The following is a 19472-nucleotide window of genomic DNA, read 5'->3' as shown; positions in this document are numbered from 1 at the left end:
CTGGGTTGCCCGGCCGCCGCCCGCGCTGCCGCCTCCCGGTGGGGCGCCGAGTGTGGCTGCGTTGCCTGCTCGCGCGGTCTGCCCGGGCTGTGTTGGGGTCCGGTGGTGCTTCTCTGTACCTCGCCCCCAAGGGTGAATACACGGAGTGGGGGGCCGGGTATTTCGGTCGTGGCCGGTGATCCGCGTCGGCAGACTGGGGCCCATGGATCGTTTGGTGGAGATCGCGGATCGGCTGGCAGCAGTCAGCGGTGTCGTCGGTGTCTGTCTGGGAGGTAGTCGGGCGAGGGGTATGCACCACCCCGATTCCGACTACGACCTGGGCTTGTACTACCGGCCACCGTTGGATACCGCTGCTCTGCGTCTGCTGGCGGCCGAGCTGACCGGTGGGCCGGTGGAGGTCACTGAGCCGGGTGGCTGGGGACCGTGGGTGGACGGTGGTGGCTGGCTGAGCATCGACGGCCATCGCGTCGACTGGATCTACCGCGACATGGACCGGGTGCACCGCGTCTGGCGACAGTGCCAGGCCGGGCAGTTCGAGGTCGGCGCCCAGCCCGGCCATCCTCTGGGGGTGTACTCCCACGCCTATGCCGGTGAGGTTGCCGTGGGCCGGGTCCTCGCCGACCTCGGCGGCGAGCTTCAGGCCCTGCAGGAGCAGACGCGTCTCTATCCGGAGCCTCTGCGCGAAGCCCTCGTCGGCAACGCGCAATGGGAGGCACCGTTCATCCTGGCCGGCGCTCGCAAGGGAGCGGCGCGCGGTGACGCCTTCTATGTCGGCGGTTGCCTCTTCCGCGCGGTCGGACTTCTCGTGCATGCGCTCCACGCCCATGCCAGGTGCTGGGTGCTCAACGAGAAGGGCGCCGTGCAGGCCGCGGGAGAACTCCCTGCGGCCCCTGCGGACTTCGTGGGACGGGCTCACGGGGTGTTCTCCGCGCTCGGCACCACTCCGGAGACGCTCGCGGCCGCGCTTGACGACGCTGACCGGCTGGTCGCCGAGGTGTGCAGGTTCACCGGTGACCAGCACCTCGGCGCCGGGAATGCGCGATGAGGGCGATGGTCGAGTCCTGAAGTGCCGGGTCGGCTCGTGCTGCCCGGTGGTTCGGGTTGAGGTGCGGCCCGCCCGGGCCGTGTCCAGGCTGTGCTGCTGCCGAGTCGGCTCCCGGTCCCCGTGCCCGCACGCCGGGCAGCGTCCGGGTCGTGCTCGGGCCGGGTCTTGCTGCTGCCGCCGGGCTGTGTCCGCCCGCCTGCTCTGGCCGCGGCCGCCGTCCGGCCGGCCCCGGGCCGCCCCACCCGGCCCGGCCGCCCACGCGCCGCTTGCCGGCCCCCGCGGTCCGCTGTCGCCCGGGCCGGGTGGTGCTGCGGCCGCCCGGACCGCGACCGCCGGCCGGTTCCGTTCGGGCCGTGCCCGCTTGCCCGGCCGCTGCCTTGCTCCGGTAGCCCCAGGTCGTGCCAGGGCCGTGGGGCGTCGCCCGAGGTTGGTCTTGTCCGGGCTCCCCGCCAGGCGGGAATCACAGGTCGGCGCTTTCGGCGGGGCGGGGCTCATGTGATGCGTGATCGTGACCCCGTCCGGATGCGAACGCGCATGCGAGCCCGCCTACGATTCCGGGATGATCACGTTGTCCCTAGACCCCACCTCCGAGGGTTTCGCCACCGGCCAGACGCTGGGCGCGCTCCTCGCGACCGGCACGGTCATGGCCGTCCTCTGGTTCGCCACCCGGGCCTGGCGCCGCGGACCGGTGCCGACCGGGGCCATGGATGCCGAGCGGGCCAGCGCGGTGGCCCTGCGCCGGGGCAACGTCGTCCGTGCCCTCCTGCTGGTCTTCGCCGCCGCCGGTCTGGTGCGGGCTTTCACCTTTCAGGGGGAGCCGTCTGCCGCGGAGGTCGTCTCCGGCGTTCAGGACTCCACGGTCCAGACCCCCGCCGAGGCAGCGGGAACCCCGCAGCCCCAGCGGGCCATCGGCCCGGCGCCGGAGGTCGGCGCGTATCGATTGCTCACCGGCGAGGCGGCCGCGAACTACGACGAACTGACCGCCGGGAAGGGCACCTCGGGCAAGCGCTGGTACTACGACGGTCCCGCCGGAGGTCCGGTGGACGTCGTACTCCAGATCAACGCCGTCGAGTGGGATGCTCGGCTGGCCGAGTCGAAGCGCTCCAACACGATCACCCAAGAACTGAACAGCCTCTTCGCCGGGGCGCGTGCGACCGAGGTGACCGACTTCGAAGCCGGACCCTGGGGCGGCCGGTTGAGCTGTGGCTTCCTGCCGTCCGCCGGAGACCGGATCGTGTGCGCATGGGCCGACGCCGCCACATCGGGACAGGTCGCGCTGGCGGACGAGAAGAACCTCTCCGAAGCCGCCTCGATCGCCCTGCAGTTCCGAACCGCGTCGGAGAAGCGCACCTGACGCACCCCGGGGACCATCCACGGCCCCCCGCCTCACCTTCGCCGCGTGGGCCCCTCCGACCGGCCCACCCTCGCCTGCCCGTGTGCTGTCCGTCGTGCCCGGCCCGGCCCGGCCGGGGGCCTGGGAGACCGTCAGGCGCCTGGGCACGGCACTGTTCCGGTCGCTGCCGCTGCGGGTCTCCCGGCCCGACGGCGCGGGCCTGGGTGACATCGCCGCGGTGGCGCGGGCCTGCGCCCGCGACGGCGGCCTCGCCCTCCTGGTCGTGGACTGCCTCCAGCTCGTGGAGGTCGAGCAGTCCCGCAGCATCACCCGGGAGCAGGCCGTCGCGTCGGTGTCCCGGGGCCTGAAGAACCTGTCGGTCCAGCTCGGCTGCCACGTCATCGCCCTGTCGCAGCTCAACGACGACGCCATCATGCGCGAGTCCCGGGCGATCAAGAACGACGCCTCCATCGTGATCAAGGCCGAGCGGCCGGACGCGGGCGAGAAGGAAATCGCCCCGAGCCGGCGAGGTCGACCTCGCGATCGAGAAGAACCGGTTCGGGCCCACCGCCATCGTGACCGTCGCCGCGCAGCTCCACTCCTCGCGGTTCGTGGAGATGGGCGAGACCTGAGCACGACCCGTGTAGCTTCTCAAGATTCGCGGCACAGTCTCAGCCGCAGTGGCACCGCTTTGGCACGTGTGCCATCCATCTGAGATTCGCGGGGCGAGTGCCTCGCCTGTTGGGTGACTCTGCGCGAGGCTGGCACCGTCGCGGTTGCCGCGCCGGAGCCGTGGTCATCAGGGCGGCCGCCAAGGACGCGATAGGCGGGCGTCCCGGCCCTGTTCGCCCGTTGCATCCAGTCCTGCTTTCAGGACGGGAGGTGCGCGGTGCGGTCCTGCCGCGCTGCTTTGCGGAGCGCCGCGATGACGGCTGCGGTCGTCGGGTTGGTCGTTTCGGTGTGGCGGGTCGCGGCGAACAGGAGGCGCTGGATCGGGTGGTCGTCGATGGGGGCCGCGCGGATTCCTGGCGTGGCCGGGTCGATGGCCGTCCGGGGGACGAGCGCGGTGGCGAGGCCGGACCGGGCGAGGGTGAGCTGGGCGGCGATGTCAGCGGTGACGTAGCGGGGCGTGGGGGTGAAGCCGGCCTGCCGGCAGGCTTGCAGGATGGCCTGTCCGCAGTCCGTGGTCGGCGGCGGCACGACGAGGTGGTGCGTGGCCAGTTCACGCAGGCCGACGGGCCGTCCGTCGGATCCGCTGACGGCTCCGTCGGCGGCGGTGACGACGAGCAGTGGGTCGTCGAGCAGCCGCGAGACCGCGATGCTCTTGGGCGTGGTCTCCGGCAGGTGGTGGTAGTGCTGCCCCAGCACCACGTCGACGGTGCCGAGTGTGAGTTCGCGCAGTCGTGCCTGGTCGGTGACGAGACAGGTCACGGCGAGCCGCGGATGGTCCGCGCCCAGCGTGATGAGCGCGGGGGCCACGATTCCGGCGACGGTCGACGGCAGCGCGGCGAGCGTGGCGGTGGTGCCGACCGTACCCTTGACCGCCGCGACGGCGCATTCGGCTTCCTCCATGGCGGCGAGGATCCGGTCGGCGTGTTCGAGGAGGACGCGGCCCGCCTCCGTGAGCGCGACGGTTCGCCCGTCGGGACGCAGCAGATCAACCCCGACGTCGTGTCTCAGTGCGGCGAGTTGCTGGGACACGGCACCGGCGGACAGCGCCAGGGACTGGGCGGCCCCGGTGATGGAGCCACGGGCAGCGACGGCCCTGAGCATGTACAGACGGCGGATATCCAGCATGACTCGATAGATTACCTAAAGGGTTCCATCAGAAATGATCCCCTTGACCTGCTGGGTTGGGGTGAGCGACCTTCTGCGCATGGAGATCCTCGACTGCATCGCCGCCGTGGCCCGGCCGGTCCACGAATTCGGTGACGAGTTCATGTCCGACGACGCGACCGCCGCCATCGGCCTGCGCGCTGGCTTCCCCCCGGGGCGCGGCTTCTACTGCCGCGGCCGGTTCGGGGTGCTCGGCGAGGCGCCGGCCCCGGTGGTCCAGGCGGTGCAGGGGTTCCTCGGCCCTGATCTCGTCGCCACCGGCTGGCGGGACGGCCGGCCCGTTATGCCGGCGGAGGAGGCCGCCGCCTGCTACGCAGAGGCCGTCCGGACGTGGGGGCGCGCCCATATTCCCGCCGACGCCGACGTGGAGCACTTCAACTGCCTGGCGCAGCGGCTGATCGACGCCGCCGACGCCGGCGCGCTGCCCCTGTTCGCCGGCTGGCGCGCCCAGCCCGTGCCCGGCGACGATCCGGCCGGAACGGCGATGCAGCGTATCCACGTCCTGCGGGAACACCGCGGCGCCTGCCATCTCGCCGCGGTACGCCTGTCCGGGCTGAGCGCCCGGGAGGCAATGGTCGTCGACCTCGGCGTCGAGCAGGCGACCCACTACGGCTGGCGCGAGCCGGGTCCGGCCGCCGCGGCCCTGATTACCCGATGGCAGGGCGCCGAGCGGCTCACGGACGAGCTGCAGGCGCCGCTCTACTCCACGCTGACCGCCCGGCAGCGTGCCGAGTTCGCCCGGCTGGTCGACGCGCTGACCAGTGCCCGCCCCTCATAACCGTACGCCGCAGACACCGGCAGGCATACGAAAGGACGGCTGATCGCGGCCATGCTTCTCACTCATGAGGGCCGTTCGCCCTCCGTCCACCCCACGGCCCATGTCGCTCCGAACGCCACGCTGTGCGGGGAGGTGCACGTGGGAGCCGGGTGCCGGGTGCTGTTCGGTGCGGTGCTCACCGCTGAGGGCGGGCCGGTGGAGCTGGGCGAAGGCTGCATCGTCATGGAGAACGCGGTCCTACGTGGCACCCGACGAGATCCGCTGGTCCTGGGGCGACAGGTCCTGGTGGGCCCCACCTCCTATCTGACCGGCTGCCGGGTCGAGGACGAGGTCTTCCTGGCCACCGGCAGCCGCGTCTTCAACGCAGCACGGATCGGGACCCGCTCCGAGGTACGGATCAACGGCATCGTGCACCTGCGCACGGTCCTGCCCGCCGACTCGACGGTGCCGATCGGCTGGATCGCCGTCGGCGACCCAGCGCGCATCCTCCCGCCGGAGGACCACAACGGGATCTGGGAAGTGCAGAAAGAGCTCGATTTCCCCGGCTACGTCTTCGGCCTGGACCGGCCCGGCGAAGACCAGAGCCTGATGCCGTCCATCTCCGAACGCTTCGGCCGCAGCCTCGGCCGTCACCGCGACGACCACCAGATCTGAGTCCCGCTTGGAGCGCCTGGGTCCAGTGTTGGGTACCTGATCCATATCCCCGTGGTGCTCCTCTGCCGACGTGGACCGGGTCCATGTAGCTTCAGGACCAGGGGGATGAGATGGACTTCGACGAGAACGAACCGCAGTCTGTTCGAGAGGAGCGCTTCGCCGCAGAACGGGCCGAATGCAGAGAGGCACGCAAGGCTGCGTCGCTCGACTCGCGGGGAGCCCACCTCGGCGTGGCCATCGTGACCATCGCCCTGGTCCTGCTCAGCTGGAACGGGAAGCTGGTCGCTCTGGGTATCGTCGGCGGAGTCTTTCTGCTCTGGTTCTCCGCGGCCCTTGCGTGGGCCTACGCCGACGGGGACCACGGCCGACACGCACTCCAGCGCGCGTACAACGTCACTTTCGGATGGGGCGACGGGTTCTGAGAGGCAAGGACAACCCAGAGGGGGCGGATTCGACGTTCGAGGCGTTGAGGTCCGCTCTGGCCCGGAATGGCTCCATCAGAGCGCCCGCGGCCTTGGCTGCCCTGCTGTCGGGCGCGCGGTGGCATGTCTATCCGAAGTCGGCCTCGTCCCAATCCTTGTGGGCGATCTGGTGCGACCGGCTGGACATGTTGGTGGAGACGGGAGGATCTGAGCCGGTCCGGCTGGAGAGCCTGGCTCAGGCCGTAGACAGGCTCCACGATGCAGGAGCCGCACGGGTGTACCTGGCCATGGTCACCGACCCGCCACGCCGGTTTCACGTCTACCTTTCAGAGGGATCTTGCCCACTGCGTCGGGGTGTGGGAGGGCCGCGTGAACGAGCAGGTTCCCCGAACGGAGACCTGAACCGGGGTGGCCAGGTCTTCCCGAGCACCTGATCCCGATCCCCATCCATGAGAGGCGGTGCGGTTGGCGGTTGCGGTGGTGGCCGTGTCAGTCCCGGGTGTGTTCGCGAGAGGGCGGCTGGCTGGCCCGGCGGGACTGCCGACGGGTGATGCGCCTGGTCATGAGGGTGATCGCGGCCCTGGGGTTTCCGGCGCCCAGTCGGCCGACGGGCTGTCAGCCTCGCCGTCTCGGTTGCGATGACGTGGCATTCATGATCGTCGACCATGGGGTGGGCGGGGCGATTTCGCTGTCAGGTCATGGCGGAATGCGGGCGCGACGGCGCGGGGAGCGCCGGGCCCGGTCGAAGGGGAGGCTGCGGGCGGTGCCGCTTACGGCGGGTCCGCACCGCGGGGTACACGTCGAGCCGGGCGCTGCCCCGGGTGATCGAGGAGTGGGACGGGAGCCGGTGGGCGACTGTCGGGCTCGTTGACGGCCTGGTCGCCGCGATGGTCCTGCTGTATGCGTCGCGGCCAGTCGCGGCGAAGCCGGCCAAGTGGGCTCGCCCGGCACTCGGCAAGGGCCGGGGTCACCGGCGGCCGAATCCACGAGACGGTGTGGGCGCGTCGTCGGGTGTGACGCCTCGCACCGCCGTGCACTACGGGCTTCGATGTGTCGGGGCTCGTGAACGCCCGGCCGCGCGAAGGAAGACGCCTCGCACCCTTTCACCGCAGCACGACGCACTGAAGAGGGGCGCAGCTGGAGGCCCGGTCTGGCCTGCCATCACCCTGCCAACCTGACCGCCGGTCGCAGTCGAGTTTTGCGGTCGGTCTGGGAGGTGCCCCTTGCTGCTACCCCGAGGGATGTCAAAATTTTTGAGCATGTTCAAATATGTTGCACGGCCACGGGCCGGGCAGCGAATCTCTCGGGAGAGGTCTACGGACATGCGTGGCTGGCGGGCGATGGTTCTCGTGGTATCTGGGGTGGTTCTCACAGCGTCTTGCGGGTACGGCGCAGCCGTCCACGCCGCGGAGATTCCGCAGGAGCAGTTGATAGGGACGTGGACCAGCCCAGCCGGGACGTCTCTGACCTTCTCGAAGGAACACACCTTCACCGGAACGGGATTCGACAAGGTCGAAGCGATGGCTGACTGCGCCCATCCCGAGAGGCTGTCCAATGGCCGCTGGGCCTTCTACGTCAGCCCCGAAGGCGACGGCCTCATCGTCCCGGACGAGACGGCCACACGTGGCCATGATCTTCAGTTGTCCTTCAGCGAGGACCCGACGTGCACGGTCTGGGTCTACCTCTACGGGTACTTCGGAGATACAGAGGACCCCGGCATGTGTCCTACAGAGGACCCGGACGCAGGGTGTCCTCCTGATGGCTACATGGAGCGGAGCGCGGCCAGTACCAGCTCCTGACCCCTCATCGACACCAGGGGCACTCGCGCGCTCTTGGCGGGCCACAATCTCAAATCCCTCAACCACCCGACCAAGCAGGGGCACCGCATGATTCGAATGACGCTCCACCGGCTGAGTTGATGCCCTGGAGCCCGGCGTGGCCGGAGGTGTACGCGAACGACCAGGCCAGCCCGGACACGCTGATCGCGGTGTCCGCCGCCTCCAACCGGTCCAAGGCCGACAAGGACCCGGCCCAGTGGCTGCCCTCCGACCCCTCCTACCACTGCACCTACGCCGCGACGTGGGTGGGTGCCAAGCTCCGCTGGGACTTGGCCGCCGACGAAGCCGAGTACCAGGCCCTCATAGACCTCGCCGAGGCCTGCCCGACGACGACCGTGGTCTACGAGCCCGCGCAGTAGCCGCTCGCGCGGCGGCCCCGGGGCTGCCCGGTCGTGCCGCAGACCCCGGGAGCGCCGCGCACCGGCGGTCAGGCGAGGCGGGAGCAGAGCCGGAAAACACGGCAGTTACCGGGGCGCGGAGGAGGCGGTCAGCGATTACGGGCCGTACGAGGCCGCGCACCTGGAGGCGATCGCCGCGTTCGCGGGAGCCGCGGGTATCGACCGGCTGGAGATCCGCGAGCCCTCCGGCCGGGCTCGTCCACCTCGGTGCTCGGTCGGCGGCCGAGGGGCACGGTCTTGGCGGGCTCTTCCCGGCCGACCTCGCCGGCTAGCACGACGGGGCCGAGGTTCCCCTGGCGGTGGCCTTGGAGCTGATCCGCGTCATGCTCCGTGAGCAGGGCGCCCGGTGCCGACTGGAGGCGGGAGACGCTTTCGCCGTGTACGTCGGATGGGACCAGTACGTGTACGTGGGCAGCGACCAGCCCTGCACGGACGCCGTGGCCCGAACGCGGGAACTCGCAGGGTGGGCTCCGTGAATTTTACGGAGCCAGCCCGAGCCCGGGCCGGCCGCCGGCGGCCACCGCGCTGCTCTGGGCCGCCGGCCGGTGCGGGCCCGGTTCCGGCCCGCGGTGTCGCTTGTACGCCGGCCGTGCTGTGCCCGCCCGATGGTCGGATGCCGCGGCCTTCGGGGGCGTGGTGTCGTCCGCTCGGCGCGGGCCTGGCGGGGGTCCGCAGGACGTTGTGCGGAGCTCGGGGGCGGCGGTGGGAAAACGGCGGCAGGGCCGGCCCTGGTGGGGGTCGGCCCTGCCGTGTGCGGCACTCGCGCGCCAACGCGGTGCCGCGTGTGTCCCTGCTGCGGAGTCACCTACTTCAGGGGTTCCGCCGGTTGCCCGGTCGGTCTGCACCCCACGGTGTCCTGCCGGCGCACACAAACGCAACTTCTGCTTGGACGGGACTCGACGAATGGGTGCGGGTGTCCGGGTTGGGCGGCCGCTGCACGGCGCCCGCAGGTGACCAGCAGGCCGGGTTGCCGCGACTTCCCGGTGGACCGGAAGGCGTTTGTGCAGGTCAGCAGCTTCCAAGGGAGTCTGCGTGTGCAAGTTGAACAGCGGGGACACCAGTGAACGAATGAACGGACATTCCGAATGTATGGGATGTGGTTCAGGAGGGCCGGGCCGCGCGGGCCCGTGACCGTCTGTCATGCTTGCCCTCCCGGACAAGCGACGCCAATCGCCCCTGGGAAAGCGCCACTTGGCGCGGAGTCACCAATCCGGGAGGGCACTGTCCCGTGCCCTCCCGGCACTCACTTCAGGGGCTCCCCATCCCGCTGCCCCGGTCAGGAACTGTCATGGAAGTACAGCAGGAGACCACCGACTCGTGCGTCGCGCAGCGGGGAGCGGACGGCCGCCCCCCGGGCCTGACGATGCCGCAGGCCCTCGTGATCAGCGCCCTGATGCCGGTGGTGTTCGTCCTGGCCGTGGTCCTTAGCCTGCGGGGCATGCCGACGGGGGAGATCCTGCGGCTGCTCGGCGGCGCGGGCGCCATCGGCATGGTCCTGGTGGTGGCGGTCACCCCGGGCGGCCGGGGCGCGGTCGCCGCGGCCGCCCGCGCCGCGCTCCAGGCCGGCCGGTAGGGGGCCGGGGCCATGGGGCGTCCTGAACTCCCGGTCGACCACACCGTCCCGGCCCGCGGCGAACTGGCCGCGGCCCTGCGGGGGCTGCGTGCCGCGGCAGGGCTGACCTACGACGAGCTCGCCGTCCGGACCGGTCTGTCGGCGGCGACACTGAAGCGTGCGGCTTCGGGCCGGTACGTGCCGGCCTGGGAGACCGTCACGGCGATCACCGAGGTATGCGGCGACCTGCACCGTGACGTCGGGCAGCTGTGGCAGCGTGCCCGCGTCGCCCAGCGGGGCCGCCTGAAGGACCTGCCCCGCCCCGCCTCCCCCGAACTGATCACCAACGCGGGAGCCCTGAGCGAGGCGCTGGTCTACTTCTACGAGTGGGCCGGCGGCCTGCCGCTGCGCCGGCTCCAGGAGCTGGCGGGCGAGGCGTACTTCCTGCCGGTCAGCACAGCCGCCCGGATCGTGGGCCGACAGGCACTCCCCGTCAGCCGCCAGCAGTGCATCGCCTTCCTGACCGCCTGCGGGATCGGCCCGCGCCTGGTGCGGCGCTGGGCGGACGCCTACGACCGGATCATCGCCGCACGGCACACCAACACCCGGGCGTCGTCCAGCGAGGTGGACCCCGCCCTGGTGCTGCTGAGGGACGTGCAGCGCCTTACGGAACGCTCCGGCGGTCACGGGTCCGTCCGCGTGACGGATCTGTTTCAGGGGCCCGGCGAGGCGACTCGCCTGCGGGGACAGCAGACTCTGACGGGCCTTCTGCCCCAGGAACTGCCCCAGCGCCGCATCCGCTTCGCCGAGCGTCCTCGAAGGCTGCCACCGCAGCCGGCTTGAACGGTCCGCCTCGTGGACGCGACCCTGCGCTCCCTGACGACCCCGCCTGCCGCACCACCGGCGCCCGCATCCGCGTCCCCCGTGTCCCCGGCTGCGGCCCGGTCCCGTTCCACCACCACGCCTGTCACCGCGACTCCCGGCCAGCCGGCTCCGGCCGAAGCCGCGGTCCCCGCGCACCCGCGGCAGCCCGTACCGGCGAGGCGCGCGGTGCGGGGCGTTGACGGGGTCCGGAGCGCTAGGCGGACGGCCCCGAACGGGCACAGCGCGTACGGACCGGCCCGGGTGGGAGAGGCATGTGGGGAATGCCGGCCTGGGGCGTCATATCGACGCTGATGTGCCGGAGGGGAGGCCCGGGCTGGTCGGCCGGCTGGCCCCGCGTGCGGGGCAGCGGGCATACCCCTTCAGCCTGCAAGGCCACCCAAGCCCGCGCGGGTGACCCCGGTGGTCTGATCGAACCCGGTCGGCCCGTCGCTCCGGCCGTGCAGGGCCGGAGCGTTGCCGCGCCCGAGCTCGGATGCTACCCGCCCGGCCGCGTCCGGGCCACGCGGTGTGGGACCAAGGCGTTGTGGTGCCGGCCCGCCCGCCTGTTGTCCGGGCCGGGGCTGTTGTCCGGTGGCTCCGCGCCCGGGCGGTGCCGGGCCGGGGTGTTGCCGTGCCCACGGCGGTTGTGCCACCTGGGCTGTCCTCCCAGATCGGATGGTGCTGCGGCCGCTCTGACTGCCGCCCGCCGCTCGGCCCCGGCTGCCCGCGGTCCACCCAGCCGCGCCTGCCGCCCGACTGCCGAGCCGGCTTCAGACCTCCCCGGCCGAACCCCGCCGCCCGCGCGGTGCCCGTGGCCCCCGCGGTCCGTTCCCGCTCCGGCCGGTTTGCCGTGGGCGGCCGTGGTGTCCGGAGTTCGGGCTGCCGCGGTCTCACCCGGCCGCTCGTCCCCGCAAGGTGCTGCCCGCCGCCGCTGCCCGGAGTTCGCACTGCCGCGTCCACCCGGCCGCCGTCCGTCCGCCGCGCGGTCGCTGCCCGCACGCCCGGACTGTGCCCGCTGGCCCGGCCGTGCCCTGGCCGCCGTCCGCTCCCGCCGCCGTCCATGACCTTCCGCACCGCCGTCGCCCGACCGCTCGCTTGCCCGACTGCCCGACTGCACGCGCGGCCGCCCGGCCGCGCCCGCGTCCCGCTCGCCCGCCGCCCGCTGTCCGATGCTTGCGGCTTCTGCTCAGGCGGTCGTTGCCGGCTCCGGCCGCCCGGCCGTGCCGCGCCCCAACCGGTGTCGCGTCGGGCTGTTGTTGTGCCGTCCTGGTCGTGTGTCGTCCGGGCGGGGTTGTACTGCTCCCGACCGGCAGCCCGGGCTGCTGTGGTGCCGCCCGCTACCCCGTCCGCCGTCCGCCGCCGGGGTGGGGGTGGGGGTGGGGGTGGTCTCGGGTTTGTGGTGTCTGGTGTGCGGCACACCTCTGGCACTTTCGACATGCGGTCCCCGCGAGACCCCGGGTTTCCCGCCGGGCGGGACACAGAAGGGAGCCAGGCACCCGAGGGCGGTCGCGCCGCCGCCATGAGTTCGTGTGCCCGCCCCGCTCCGCCCCGCCCACCGTCGGCCGCTGCCTGGGCCTGTCTGGCTGCGGCGCCGCGCGTTGCCCGCATCCTCTCCGCCGCTCGCCCGCCGGGCTGTTGCCGGGTGCCCGGACCTGCCGCCACCGACGGCGCCCAGGCCGCCGCCGTCATGCGCGGGTTTCCCGCGGCCGGGCTTCCCGCGCTCCGGTCGCCCGCTGCCCGCTCGTGGTCTGCTGTTGTCGTGTCCGGTCCGTCGGCCGCATCGCCGTGGCCGTCCTGGTCGTGCTGCTGCCGAGCAGGCCCGGCCCGACTGCCCGCCCGGCTGCCCGCGTGCTGCCAGGTCAGCCCCGCTCGGCCAAGCCCGTCCGGCGGTCCGTGTTGGGCTCGCCTGCCGCCGAGGTCATCACGCGCCCGCCCGCCTGCCGTCAATACCGTGTCGGTATACGCGGGACCTGCCTGCTCCTGCCCGTCGTACCGCGCGCGGTGGTCGCCGGCCGGTGTCGTGTCCAGACAGCGCTGCTGTGGGTTGCCTGTGCCCCGGCCGGGTGGTGCTGCCGGGGTTCGGGCTGCTGTGGTCGCCCGTGTCGCCGCCGCCCGCGTCAGCCGGCCGTGTGCTGGCCGTCCGTCGCCCCTGGTTGCTGCCCCTGGGCAGCCCCGGCTACCCAGGCCGCGCGCCGGCCACCCGGTCGCGCCCGGGCCCGGGCCCGGTGACGCTGCGGCCGTCCGCGTACACCCGTCCGCTCTGGCCGCGCCCTGCCTGCCCGTGTGCCGCCGGCCGTGGCCGGGTTCCGCCCAGCCTGTACTGCTCCGCCGTCCGCCGACTGAGTGACCGCGGTCCCACCCGGGCTGCACCGCCAACCACCCGCGCCGCCGCCCGCTTGTGATGACGCGCCCGTTCCGGCCGCCGCCCGTCCGTTCCGGCCGCCGCCCGTCCGTTCCGGCCGCGCTCCGCCTGCCCGTGTGCCAGCCCGCCCACCGTCCGGACAGTCGGCCGCTTGTATGGCTGCGGCCCCGGCCTGCCGCTTCCCGGTAGGGCACCATCGCCTGCTCGGCTGCGACGCCGCGCGCCCCCACCGTCCGCCGTCACCCGCAGTTGCCGCCCAGGCCCTGGCAGCTGTTCGGTCGCGCCGCGCCCCGGTGGTGCCACGCCGGGGCGGTGTTGTGCCCGCGAGATCCTGCCCGACCACCCGGGCTGCTCACCCGGCCCAGGCGGTGCTGCGCCCGTTCTGGCCGCGTCCACCCGGCTGCGCGCTGGCTGCCGGGCCCCCGGCCGCCGCGTCCGTGCCGGCCGCGTCCGTGCCGGCCGCGTCCGTGCCGGCCGGCTGGGCTGGGCTCGTGCCGTGCCCCGTCCGGCCCGGCTCGGCTCGGCCGGACATGCCCCGGCTGCCCGTGTGTTGAGCGCGACGCCGGCTGCCTGCCGGCTCGTACCTGCGGTAGACGGTTCGCTGCCTGCGGGCCGCGTGCGTCGGAGTTGGCGCCGCTGTTGCCGGGGAGTCCGGGCTGCTGTGGTGCCGCCCGCCGCCGATCGCCCACCAGCAGCCGCTCGGCCGTCCGCGCCGCGGCCCTCCGCTCCACTGCTGTCGCCCACCTCCGCGCCGGGAGCGTCCCGCGCCGCCCCGGGTTGCCGTCCGTGCCGTGACCGTCCGCGTGGAACCTGCCTGCTGCTGTGGCATGTCGCGCCCGCCCGCCAGCCTTTGCCGGGTCCAAGCGGTGCTGCTGCGGGCCGCGCGGCCCGGACGCCCCCGCCCGCGGACAGCCCGAGCTGGCCCCGCTGGGCCGGACTGCGTTCGGGCCAGGGTGGTGCTGCGGCCGTTCGGCTGCCCGGAGCTCGGGCTCCTGCGGTGCCGCCCGACCGCACGTGGTGCTGCCCGGATCTACCCGGCTGCGGCCGGGCAGCCGCAGCTCTGGTGTCTGTGCCGGGCCGGTACGGGGCTGGGTCGTATCAGGGTGCTGCTCGTCGCGCGCCCGGGCAGCTGCCCGGCCGCCCGCCCGTGCTGCCGCGGGGCCGTCACTTGCATGGCCTCCCGCACGGCCGACCGCCCGTGTCGGCGGCCTTCGGGGTGGTGGGGGCGGCGGGGAGACGCTCGGCGGCGGTGCGGGGGTCCGCACCGGTGACCCGGTGCGCGGGTGGGTCGGCGGGACGGGGGCCGGTGCCGAGCTGGCGGCGGTCGGTGCTCACCGCCCGATTCTCGCCCCCCGCCCCGACGCCGTCCGCACGACGGTGCCGGAGCGACCAGAGACGGGACCTGGACCAGGAGATGCCCAGGGCCGGCCGCCGCCCCGGACGAGAGGGCCGAACCTCTTCCTGGCTGTCGCAGGAAAGACACCTCATGCGGCTAAGAGGTCAAGACAACGGGTGAAATGAGGGCCTCCGGAGGCGGCTCTGGCCGCCATCGTGAAGGCGAGCCGAGGTGTCCGGGCTGTCGTGCCAGGATGGAGGCCATGACCCTCTCCGAAATCGACAACGAGTTGAGTTCAGCCCTTCAGGACGCTCGCTCGGCATCATGGTCCGTCAGAGCGGCAGCAGGTCGGCGTCTGGCAGGCTCGGCAGAGGAAGCCGGAGTGGCTGACGTACTGCATCAGCTGCTGCTGGACGGCCAAGACACCGCTGTCACTCGCGAGACGGCGGAGGCTCTGCTCGAGCGGGGGGACATCTGCGGTTTGCGCATGGTCCTGGTGGCGCTCAGCAGCGCGGACGACGGCACCAGTGACTACCTCGATGGTGCAATCAATGACGTCTGCTGTCAGTCCGAGGAAGGTCTCGCACAGCTCGAAGAACTGTCCTCGGTGTTGGTATCGGATGCCGACGACTCGGTCAGCAACGAAGCAAGCAGGATCCTGCGCGTATGGGGTGCCCGCCGCTGACCTGAGGATTCACGCCACCGTGATCAGAGTTCCAACGTGCCCCATCAGGTCCCAGCGGGCTGTGGGAACGCGATGGATTCGTCGAAGGGGATGCGGGTCTGGAGGCAGTGGTGGAGCTGTCCGATCATGCGGTTGAACAGGTGCCGCAGGGCCTGGGCATGCCAGTCTCCTGTCTCGGGTCGTCGCCGGTAGTGCGCGTTGGCGCCCTTCGAGTGGGTGAGGGTGGAGAAGGCCCATAGGTAGCCGGCGTGGTTGAGCCGGTTGTTCTTCACGAAGCGCCGTCCGACGTACTTGCGTTTGCCCGAGGCCCGGGTGATCGGGGCCGCTCCCGCGTATGCCTTGAGTCCGCCGGCGGTGGTGAAGCGGGTGCGGTCGTCGCCGATCTCGGCCAGGAGACGTGCTCCGACCCCGGGGCCGATGCCGGGGAAGCTGAGCATGATCGGCGCGTCGGGGTGACTCCGGAAGGTCCGCTCAACCGCCTTGGCGAGTTCGTCGACGGCCTTGCAGACTGCGTTCAGCTGGACCAGCAGGGCCTTGGCCTGGATGCCCATGGCTTCCTCCACCGCGGGCAGCTGGCGGGCGGTCGGCTGCCGGAACAGCGTGTGGATCCGCTCGGCGTCCTCGTTGATGCCGCGTTGGCGGCCCGCGTTGTGCATCATCACCCGGAGCTTCCAGAGCGGCAGCTCAGCGGCCATGGTCGGGGTGGGTGCGGCGGCGAGGATCTTCCGCGCGTCCGGCCGGGTCAGTCCGCCGGCCTTGTGCCGCCATGCCTCCAGAGCAGCGGGGTAGTACTCGCGCAGGAGAGAGCGGAGCTGGTTGGCGATCTGCTGCCGGTTCCAGACGGCGTCCTGGTGGGCGCGGGCGAGGACGGCGATGGCCTGGGCCAGGTCGCTGTCGGCGGGCAGGGGCCGGTGCATAGGCATGTCCGTGCGGATGATGTTCGCCAGGACCAGGGCGTCGCCGGGATCGGACTTCTTGCGGGAGACGCCGTGCCGGTCACGGTAGCGGGAGGCCGCCATCGGGTTGATCGCGAAGACCTGCCGGGCCCCAGTCCGCAGGGTGGCGACCAGCAGGCCGCGACTGGTCTCGATGGCCACCGGGATCGGCGTCTCGGCGCTGTCGCCGTGTTCGGCCATCAGGTCCAGCAGCAGCTGGTAGCCGTCCAGGTCATCGTCGATTCGACACTTGACCAGCAGCTTGCCGGTGTTGTCGATAATCGCGACGTCGTGGTGCCCTTCCGCCCAGTCGATCCCGCAGAACACGTCCATGGATCCCGCCCCTTCTCCCGTGCTGTTCTCGAAGGCGAGCACGCGGGGCCGCACGGCGCACTAATTCCAGGGCTCCAAGGCCCGCCACCTCATCAGCCGTGCGCGGCACCGTTGGACCGCACGGGCGCACGCCATGTCCAGAGCTCGAAGCTCGTGAGGAAAAACGCGTCACCGTACGGCAGCTCATCCGTCGAGGATCTCGAACCTGACGGGCCCGTGGGGCAGAACGTGCGAGGACCGGCCGGCACCACGGCGCCACCGGTCTTTCCACAGACCTGATCGGTCGGAGGTGTCGTAGGGGTCACCACGGCACCGACCGGACCACACACGTCCTGCCCAGGCAGACAGCGTCCGCCAGGCCCGTCAGAGATCCAGAACCTCTGATTGCTGTCGAATTAGAGGTGTCGTCGGCGTTGACAGGCTTGCCCACCAGGTATGACCAGCAGCGATACCCATGATCACCAAACAGGGGGTCCCACTCACGGTCCTCCCTCCGATGCACCTCCCGATGCACCTGTGCAGCCCCCTCTGCAACCCCCTCCCGGTGCAACTGCCGCCGCCCGTTTCCCAACGGGAAACAGCCGGCCCGGCGGGCAAGCCCCGCGGCGCGGTCGGGCAAGCCCACCGGGGCTGGACAACATCACCGACACCCCCCACCACAGGTCAGCGCCGCGGCCGGTGGCACGCCCGCCAAGCTCCACCGCACACTCGCCGCCGCCGACGACAAGCCGGTCCAGAAAGGCGGGCAAGCCTCCCGCGGGGGTGGGCAAGCCCGCCGCGGGCAAGCCTGCCAGGACGCTGGGCAAGCCCCGCCTCGACGGCCTGGGCAAGCCTTCTGAGCCTCAACAGCACCTGAAAAAGTCGGCAACGCGGTACTGGATCTGCCTCCGTTTCCCCCATAACCCATGTACGAGGAGACGCCAGCCCCGTCCCGTAGCAGCGACCGAAGCCCCATTCAACCCCTGACTAGCCATCAAAACCGCTGGTCAGAACCTTGAATGGGGCTTCTCGCTGCGCGACGGTGACCGGGCTTGCGGGGCTAACCCCCTCCGCCGCCAGAGTCCGGAGCAACGGCCAGCCCGCCTGTCGAACCGGCAGTCCGCGACGCCAGGGGCGAGGCCTCTCCACGCTCCACCCCACTCCGCACGCCGACTTCGGCGCGCGCCCCCAACGAAAGGAAGATCCACATGTCCACGAAGCTGCTCCTGCTGCTGCTCTTCGTCTTGGGCGTCGCGGTGGCCGCTGTGCTGCTCGGCCTCGGGTGGCTCGTCCACCGCTACCCGCGACTGACCGCCCCGGTCTCGGTGGCCTTGGCCGCCGCAGGCGTGATCGTCGGCTGCCTGGGCGTCATCGCCGCCCTGTGACCCGCCGGCACCCCGCACCCGCCATCAGCGGGTGCGGGCGCCCGCAACACATCCCGCACTTCAGCGGAAGCACCCAGAAGGGCAGACCTGCGGCCGCTGCCCGGGCGGGCGCAGGCCCGCGCAGGGGGCTACCACCCGGCGCTGATGCCGTCCTCAAGATAGATCATGTTCGCGGGCTCCCGGTCGTGGTCGTCCGCACCGTGGCATGTGCAGATGCCGCCCTCGTAGGTGAGGCGCTCGCAGTGGTCGTCATGGCCGGGGGCCCGGGGCGGTTCCGGTGCGCCGGCGGCCGGCCGCGGACCGGGCACCCCCGCGGACGCACCCGCGAGTTCGGCCCGGATGTCCTCGAAGCGCCCGCCCTCCCACCCCTCACACAGCTCGCAGCCGCGTCCACCGGGGAGCGTGCCGGGACAGTCGTACACGTGCATCTCGGGATGACGCGATCCTCCCAGAACGACACGGCCGGGGGTGGGCGGTCTTGCCACCTCACCACATCGAGTGGAGGCGGCGCCCCGGAGGCCGACGCTCACCCTCACGTATGCGACTTTCACACTCCTCATGCAATATCCGCATGCAGATTGGTAGGGTGAGGCCCATGGCAATGAGTACCGAAGAGACGCTGCGCGTGACGGTGACGGCGATCACGCACCGCACCGGGGAGCAGCAGGCGGATGTCGCGGTCGCGTTGGGGTTGACGCAGAGTCAGATCAGCCGCAGGCAGCGGGGTCTGGCCTCCTGGACCCTGGCCGATTGCGACCGTCTGGCCGCGCATTGGGGCATGCCCGTCCTCGACCTGCTGGCCGGCCCGACGCACGCCCTGACCCGGCTGCCCGCCGACCGGTTGGCGGCCGGCGGGCAGCAGACTCTGCTGTCACTCGACACCCCCGGCCCCACGCCCGCCGTGACCGCCCGCAGTACCCCGGCGCGCCGCGCCGCCGACCCCGACCCGGCTTCCGCTGCAGCCCCGGTCGAGCCGGCCCCGGCCGCGAGCCCCCGCAGCACCTCGACCCGCAGCGCCCCCGCCCAGGCGCCTGCGGACGCCGCGACTGCACGCACCGCTCCGGCCCGGCGCGCGCCCGCCGCCGAGCCGGCCCCGGCCGCACCGCCCGCTGTCGCACCGCCCGCTGTCGCACCGCCCGTTCCGAAGCGCGTCGCGGCGCCGGCCGGTCCACTCGCGGACCGCATCCGTGCCCGCGTCGCGGAGGAGCTGGCCGCCCACGGCGGCGACCAGGACGCCGCGAAGGCCGCCCTCATCAAGTCGGCCGTCCCCGACGTCATGGCCCTGTTCTCCGCGTCGCGGGTCGGTGGCCGGTACGAACACTCCCAGTTCCCGCCCACCGCCGGCATCCTCCAGAAGACGTCGCAGAAGGGCGCGGACCAGATCTGGGAGGGCCGGCCGAAGTGGCGGTCCGAGGACCTGCACCGGGCCGCGCGCGCCGGCCACGTCCGCCTCGACGTCACCGCCCTGGACATGAACGCCGCCTACCTGGCCGCGCTCAAGACGTGGCTGCCGATCGGGAAGCTCGTCCACTCCGAGGGCGGCGACCACAACCCGAAACGCTCTGGTGTCCACCGGGTCACCCCGGCCGTCTGGGAGATGCCTGACCTGCCGTCCCCGCTGGGTGCCCGGAAAGAGCCGGGGGACCTGTGGATCACCGAACCCACACTCCGACTCCTCCTACGCTGCGCGAAATTGGGGTTCTGTGACGCCCCGGTCATTCACGAGTCGTGGACATC

At 72.2% G+C, this 19472-nt stretch carries 18 protein-coding genes; 14 read left to right on the top strand and 4 right to left on the bottom strand.

The annotated features are described in order from the left end of the window. Positions 1-202 precede the first annotated feature (202 nt). From CP968_RS00080 to CP968_RS00075, 3 genes are all read left to right on the top strand, one after another. Positions 203-1045 (top strand): nucleotidyltransferase domain-containing protein, encoded by an 843-nt coding sequence (locus CP968_RS00080; protein ID WP_150516033.1) that lies wholly within the window; start codon positions 203-205, stop codon positions 1043-1045. A 559-nt stretch (positions 1046-1604) separates the two neighbouring features. Further along, on the top strand, positions 1605-2399 hold the full coding sequence (locus tag CP968_RS33910) for a hypothetical protein (protein WP_167536725.1): 795 nt from the start codon (positions 1605-1607) through the stop codon (positions 2397-2399). An 82-nt stretch (positions 2400-2481) separates the two neighbouring features. Further along, complete coding sequence (locus tag CP968_RS00075) at positions 2482-3093, top strand: DnaB-like helicase C-terminal domain-containing protein (protein ID WP_167536724.1); 612 nt, start codon at positions 2482-2484, stop codon at positions 3091-3093. A 155-nt stretch (positions 3094-3248) separates the two neighbouring features. Here the strand turns inward: CP968_RS00075 and CP968_RS00070 are convergent, their stop codons facing one another. Then, on the bottom strand, positions 3249-4175 hold the full coding sequence (locus tag CP968_RS00070) for a LysR family transcriptional regulator (RefSeq protein WP_150516031.1): 927 nt from the start codon (positions 4173-4175) through the stop codon (positions 3249-3251). 79 nt (positions 4176-4254) lie between these two features. Between CP968_RS00070 and CP968_RS00065 the strand changes: the two genes are divergently transcribed. The 8 genes from CP968_RS00065 (at position 4255) to CP968_RS00025 (ending at position 10699) form a co-directional block, all read left to right on the top strand. Next, positions 4255-4992 (top strand): SCO6745 family protein, encoded by a 738-nt coding sequence (locus CP968_RS00065; RefSeq protein WP_150516030.1) that lies wholly within the window; start codon positions 4255-4257, stop codon positions 4990-4992. 51 nt (positions 4993-5043) lie between these two features. After that, the gene (locus CP968_RS00060; RefSeq protein ID WP_150516029.1) at positions 5044-5646 is read left to right on the top strand and encodes a gamma carbonic anhydrase family protein; all 603 of its coding nucleotides are present in this window, start codon (positions 5044-5046) and stop codon (positions 5644-5646) included. Positions 5647-5756: 110 nt separating this feature from the next. Further along, entirely contained in the window at positions 5757-6068 is a 312-nt protein-coding gene (locus tag CP968_RS00055) for a hypothetical protein (RefSeq protein WP_150516028.1), read from the top strand. A 665-nt stretch (positions 6069-6733) separates the two neighbouring features. Then, positions 6734-7246 (top strand): DUF6087 family protein, encoded by a 513-nt coding sequence (locus tag CP968_RS34465; RefSeq protein WP_306419973.1) that lies wholly within the window; start codon positions 6734-6736, stop codon positions 7244-7246. Positions 7247-7327: 81 nt separating this feature from the next. Beyond that, the gene (locus tag CP968_RS00045) at positions 7328-7867 is read left to right on the top strand and encodes a hypothetical protein (RefSeq protein WP_150516027.1); all 540 of its coding nucleotides are present in this window, start codon (positions 7328-7330) and stop codon (positions 7865-7867) included. A gap of 119 nt (positions 7868-7986) precedes the next feature. Next, positions 7987-8265, top strand: coding sequence for a hypothetical protein (locus tag CP968_RS00040; protein ID WP_306419972.1), 279 nt, complete (start codon positions 7987-7989; stop codon positions 8263-8265). 1327 nt (positions 8266-9592) lie between these two features. Beyond that, positions 9593-9877, top strand: a complete 285-nt coding sequence (locus CP968_RS00030; protein ID WP_150516026.1) for a hypothetical protein — start codon at positions 9593-9595, stop codon at positions 9875-9877. A 12-nt stretch (positions 9878-9889) separates the two neighbouring features. After that, positions 9890-10699 carry a helix-turn-helix domain-containing protein gene (locus CP968_RS00025; protein WP_150516025.1) on the top strand — a complete coding sequence of 270 codons (810 nt, stop codon included), beginning with the start codon at positions 9890-9892 and terminating at the stop codon, positions 10697-10699. A 3547-nt stretch (positions 10700-14246) separates the two neighbouring features. On the opposite strand, the gene CP968_RS33905 is transcribed toward CP968_RS00025, so the two are convergent. Next, positions 14247-14417, bottom strand: coding sequence for a hypothetical protein (locus CP968_RS33905; protein WP_167536723.1), 171 nt, complete (start codon positions 14415-14417; stop codon positions 14247-14249). 263 nt (positions 14418-14680) lie between these two features. Here CP968_RS33905 and CP968_RS00020 point away from each other — a divergent pair, with 263 nt between their 5' ends. Then, positions 14681-15103 (top strand): hypothetical protein, encoded by a 423-nt coding sequence (locus tag CP968_RS00020; protein WP_208835959.1) that lies wholly within the window; start codon positions 14681-14683, stop codon positions 15101-15103. A gap of 44 nt (positions 15104-15147) precedes the next feature. On the opposite strand, the gene CP968_RS00015 is transcribed toward CP968_RS00020, so the two are convergent. Beyond that, the gene (locus CP968_RS00015) at positions 15148-16371 is read right to left on the bottom strand and encodes an IS110 family RNA-guided transposase (protein WP_150516024.1); all 1224 of its coding nucleotides are present in this window, start codon (positions 16369-16371) and stop codon (positions 15148-15150) included. A 1187-nt stretch (positions 16372-17558) separates the two neighbouring features. Here CP968_RS00015 and CP968_RS33900 point away from each other — a divergent pair. Next, positions 17559-17735, top strand: coding sequence for a hypothetical protein (locus tag CP968_RS33900; protein ID WP_167536722.1), 177 nt, complete (start codon positions 17559-17561; stop codon positions 17733-17735). Between the two features lie 128 nt (positions 17736-17863). On the opposite strand, the gene CP968_RS00010 is transcribed toward CP968_RS33900, so the two are convergent. Further along, positions 17864-18163, bottom strand: coding sequence for a hypothetical protein (locus CP968_RS00010; protein WP_150516023.1), 300 nt, complete (start codon positions 18161-18163; stop codon positions 17864-17866). 173 nt (positions 18164-18336) lie between these two features. Here CP968_RS00010 and CP968_RS00005 point away from each other — a divergent pair. Beyond that, the coding region (locus tag CP968_RS00005) for a helix-turn-helix domain-containing protein (protein ID WP_244330563.1) at positions 18337-19472 on the top strand (1136 nt) is incomplete at its 3' end.

It is taken from the genome of Streptomyces subrutilus (assembly GCF_008704535.1).
GTDB lineage: Bacteria > Actinomycetota > Actinomycetes > Streptomycetales > Streptomycetaceae > Streptomyces > Streptomyces subrutilus.
This window is presented reverse-complemented; position numbering and strand designations above follow the sequence as displayed.

What these genes read in the sequence shown, in the direction of transcription:
- CP968_RS00025 (WP_150516025.1), top strand. Translation starts at nt 9,890, where the DNA reads ATGGGGCGTCCTGAACTCCCGGTCGACCACACCGTCCCGGCCCGCGGC.
- CP968_RS00060 (WP_150516029.1), top strand. Translation starts at nt 5,044, where the DNA reads ATGCTTCTCACTCATGAGGGCCGTTCGCCCTCCGTCCACCCCACGGCC.
- CP968_RS34465 (WP_306419973.1), top strand. Translation starts at nt 6,734, where the DNA reads ATGGGGTGGGCGGGGCGATTTCGCTGTCAGGTCATGGCGGAATGCGGG.
- CP968_RS00015 (WP_150516024.1), bottom strand. Translation starts at nt 16,371, where the DNA reads ATGGACGTGTTCTGCGGGATCGACTGGGCGGAAGGGCACCACGACGTC.
- CP968_RS00065 (WP_150516030.1), top strand. Translation starts at nt 4,255, where the DNA reads ATGGAGATCCTCGACTGCATCGCCGCCGTGGCCCGGCCGGTCCACGAA.
- CP968_RS00045 (WP_150516027.1), top strand. Translation starts at nt 7,328, where the DNA reads ATGTTCAAATATGTTGCACGGCCACGGGCCGGGCAGCGAATCTCTCGG.
- CP968_RS00040 (WP_306419972.1), top strand. Translation starts at nt 7,987, where the DNA reads ATGCCCTGGAGCCCGGCGTGGCCGGAGGTGTACGCGAACGACCAGGCC.
- CP968_RS33910 (WP_167536725.1), top strand. Translation starts at nt 1,605, where the DNA reads ATGATCACGTTGTCCCTAGACCCCACCTCCGAGGGTTTCGCCACCGGC.
- CP968_RS00080 (WP_150516033.1), top strand. Translation starts at nt 203, where the DNA reads ATGGATCGTTTGGTGGAGATCGCGGATCGGCTGGCAGCAGTCAGCGGT.
- CP968_RS00070 (WP_150516031.1), bottom strand. Translation starts at nt 4,175, where the DNA reads ATGCTGGATATCCGCCGTCTGTACATGCTCAGGGCCGTCGCTGCCCGT.
- CP968_RS00020 (WP_208835959.1), top strand. Translation starts at nt 14,681, where the DNA reads ATGACCCTCTCCGAAATCGACAACGAGTTGAGTTCAGCCCTTCAGGAC.
- CP968_RS00030 (WP_150516026.1), top strand. Translation starts at nt 9,593, where the DNA reads ATGGAAGTACAGCAGGAGACCACCGACTCGTGCGTCGCGCAGCGGGGA.
- CP968_RS00010 (WP_150516023.1), bottom strand. Translation starts at nt 18,163, where the DNA reads ATGCACGTGTACGACTGTCCCGGCACGCTCCCCGGTGGACGCGGCTGC.
- CP968_RS33900 (WP_167536722.1), top strand. Translation starts at nt 17,559, where the DNA reads ATGTCCACGAAGCTGCTCCTGCTGCTGCTCTTCGTCTTGGGCGTCGCG.
- CP968_RS00055 (WP_150516028.1), top strand. Translation starts at nt 5,757, where the DNA reads ATGGACTTCGACGAGAACGAACCGCAGTCTGTTCGAGAGGAGCGCTTC.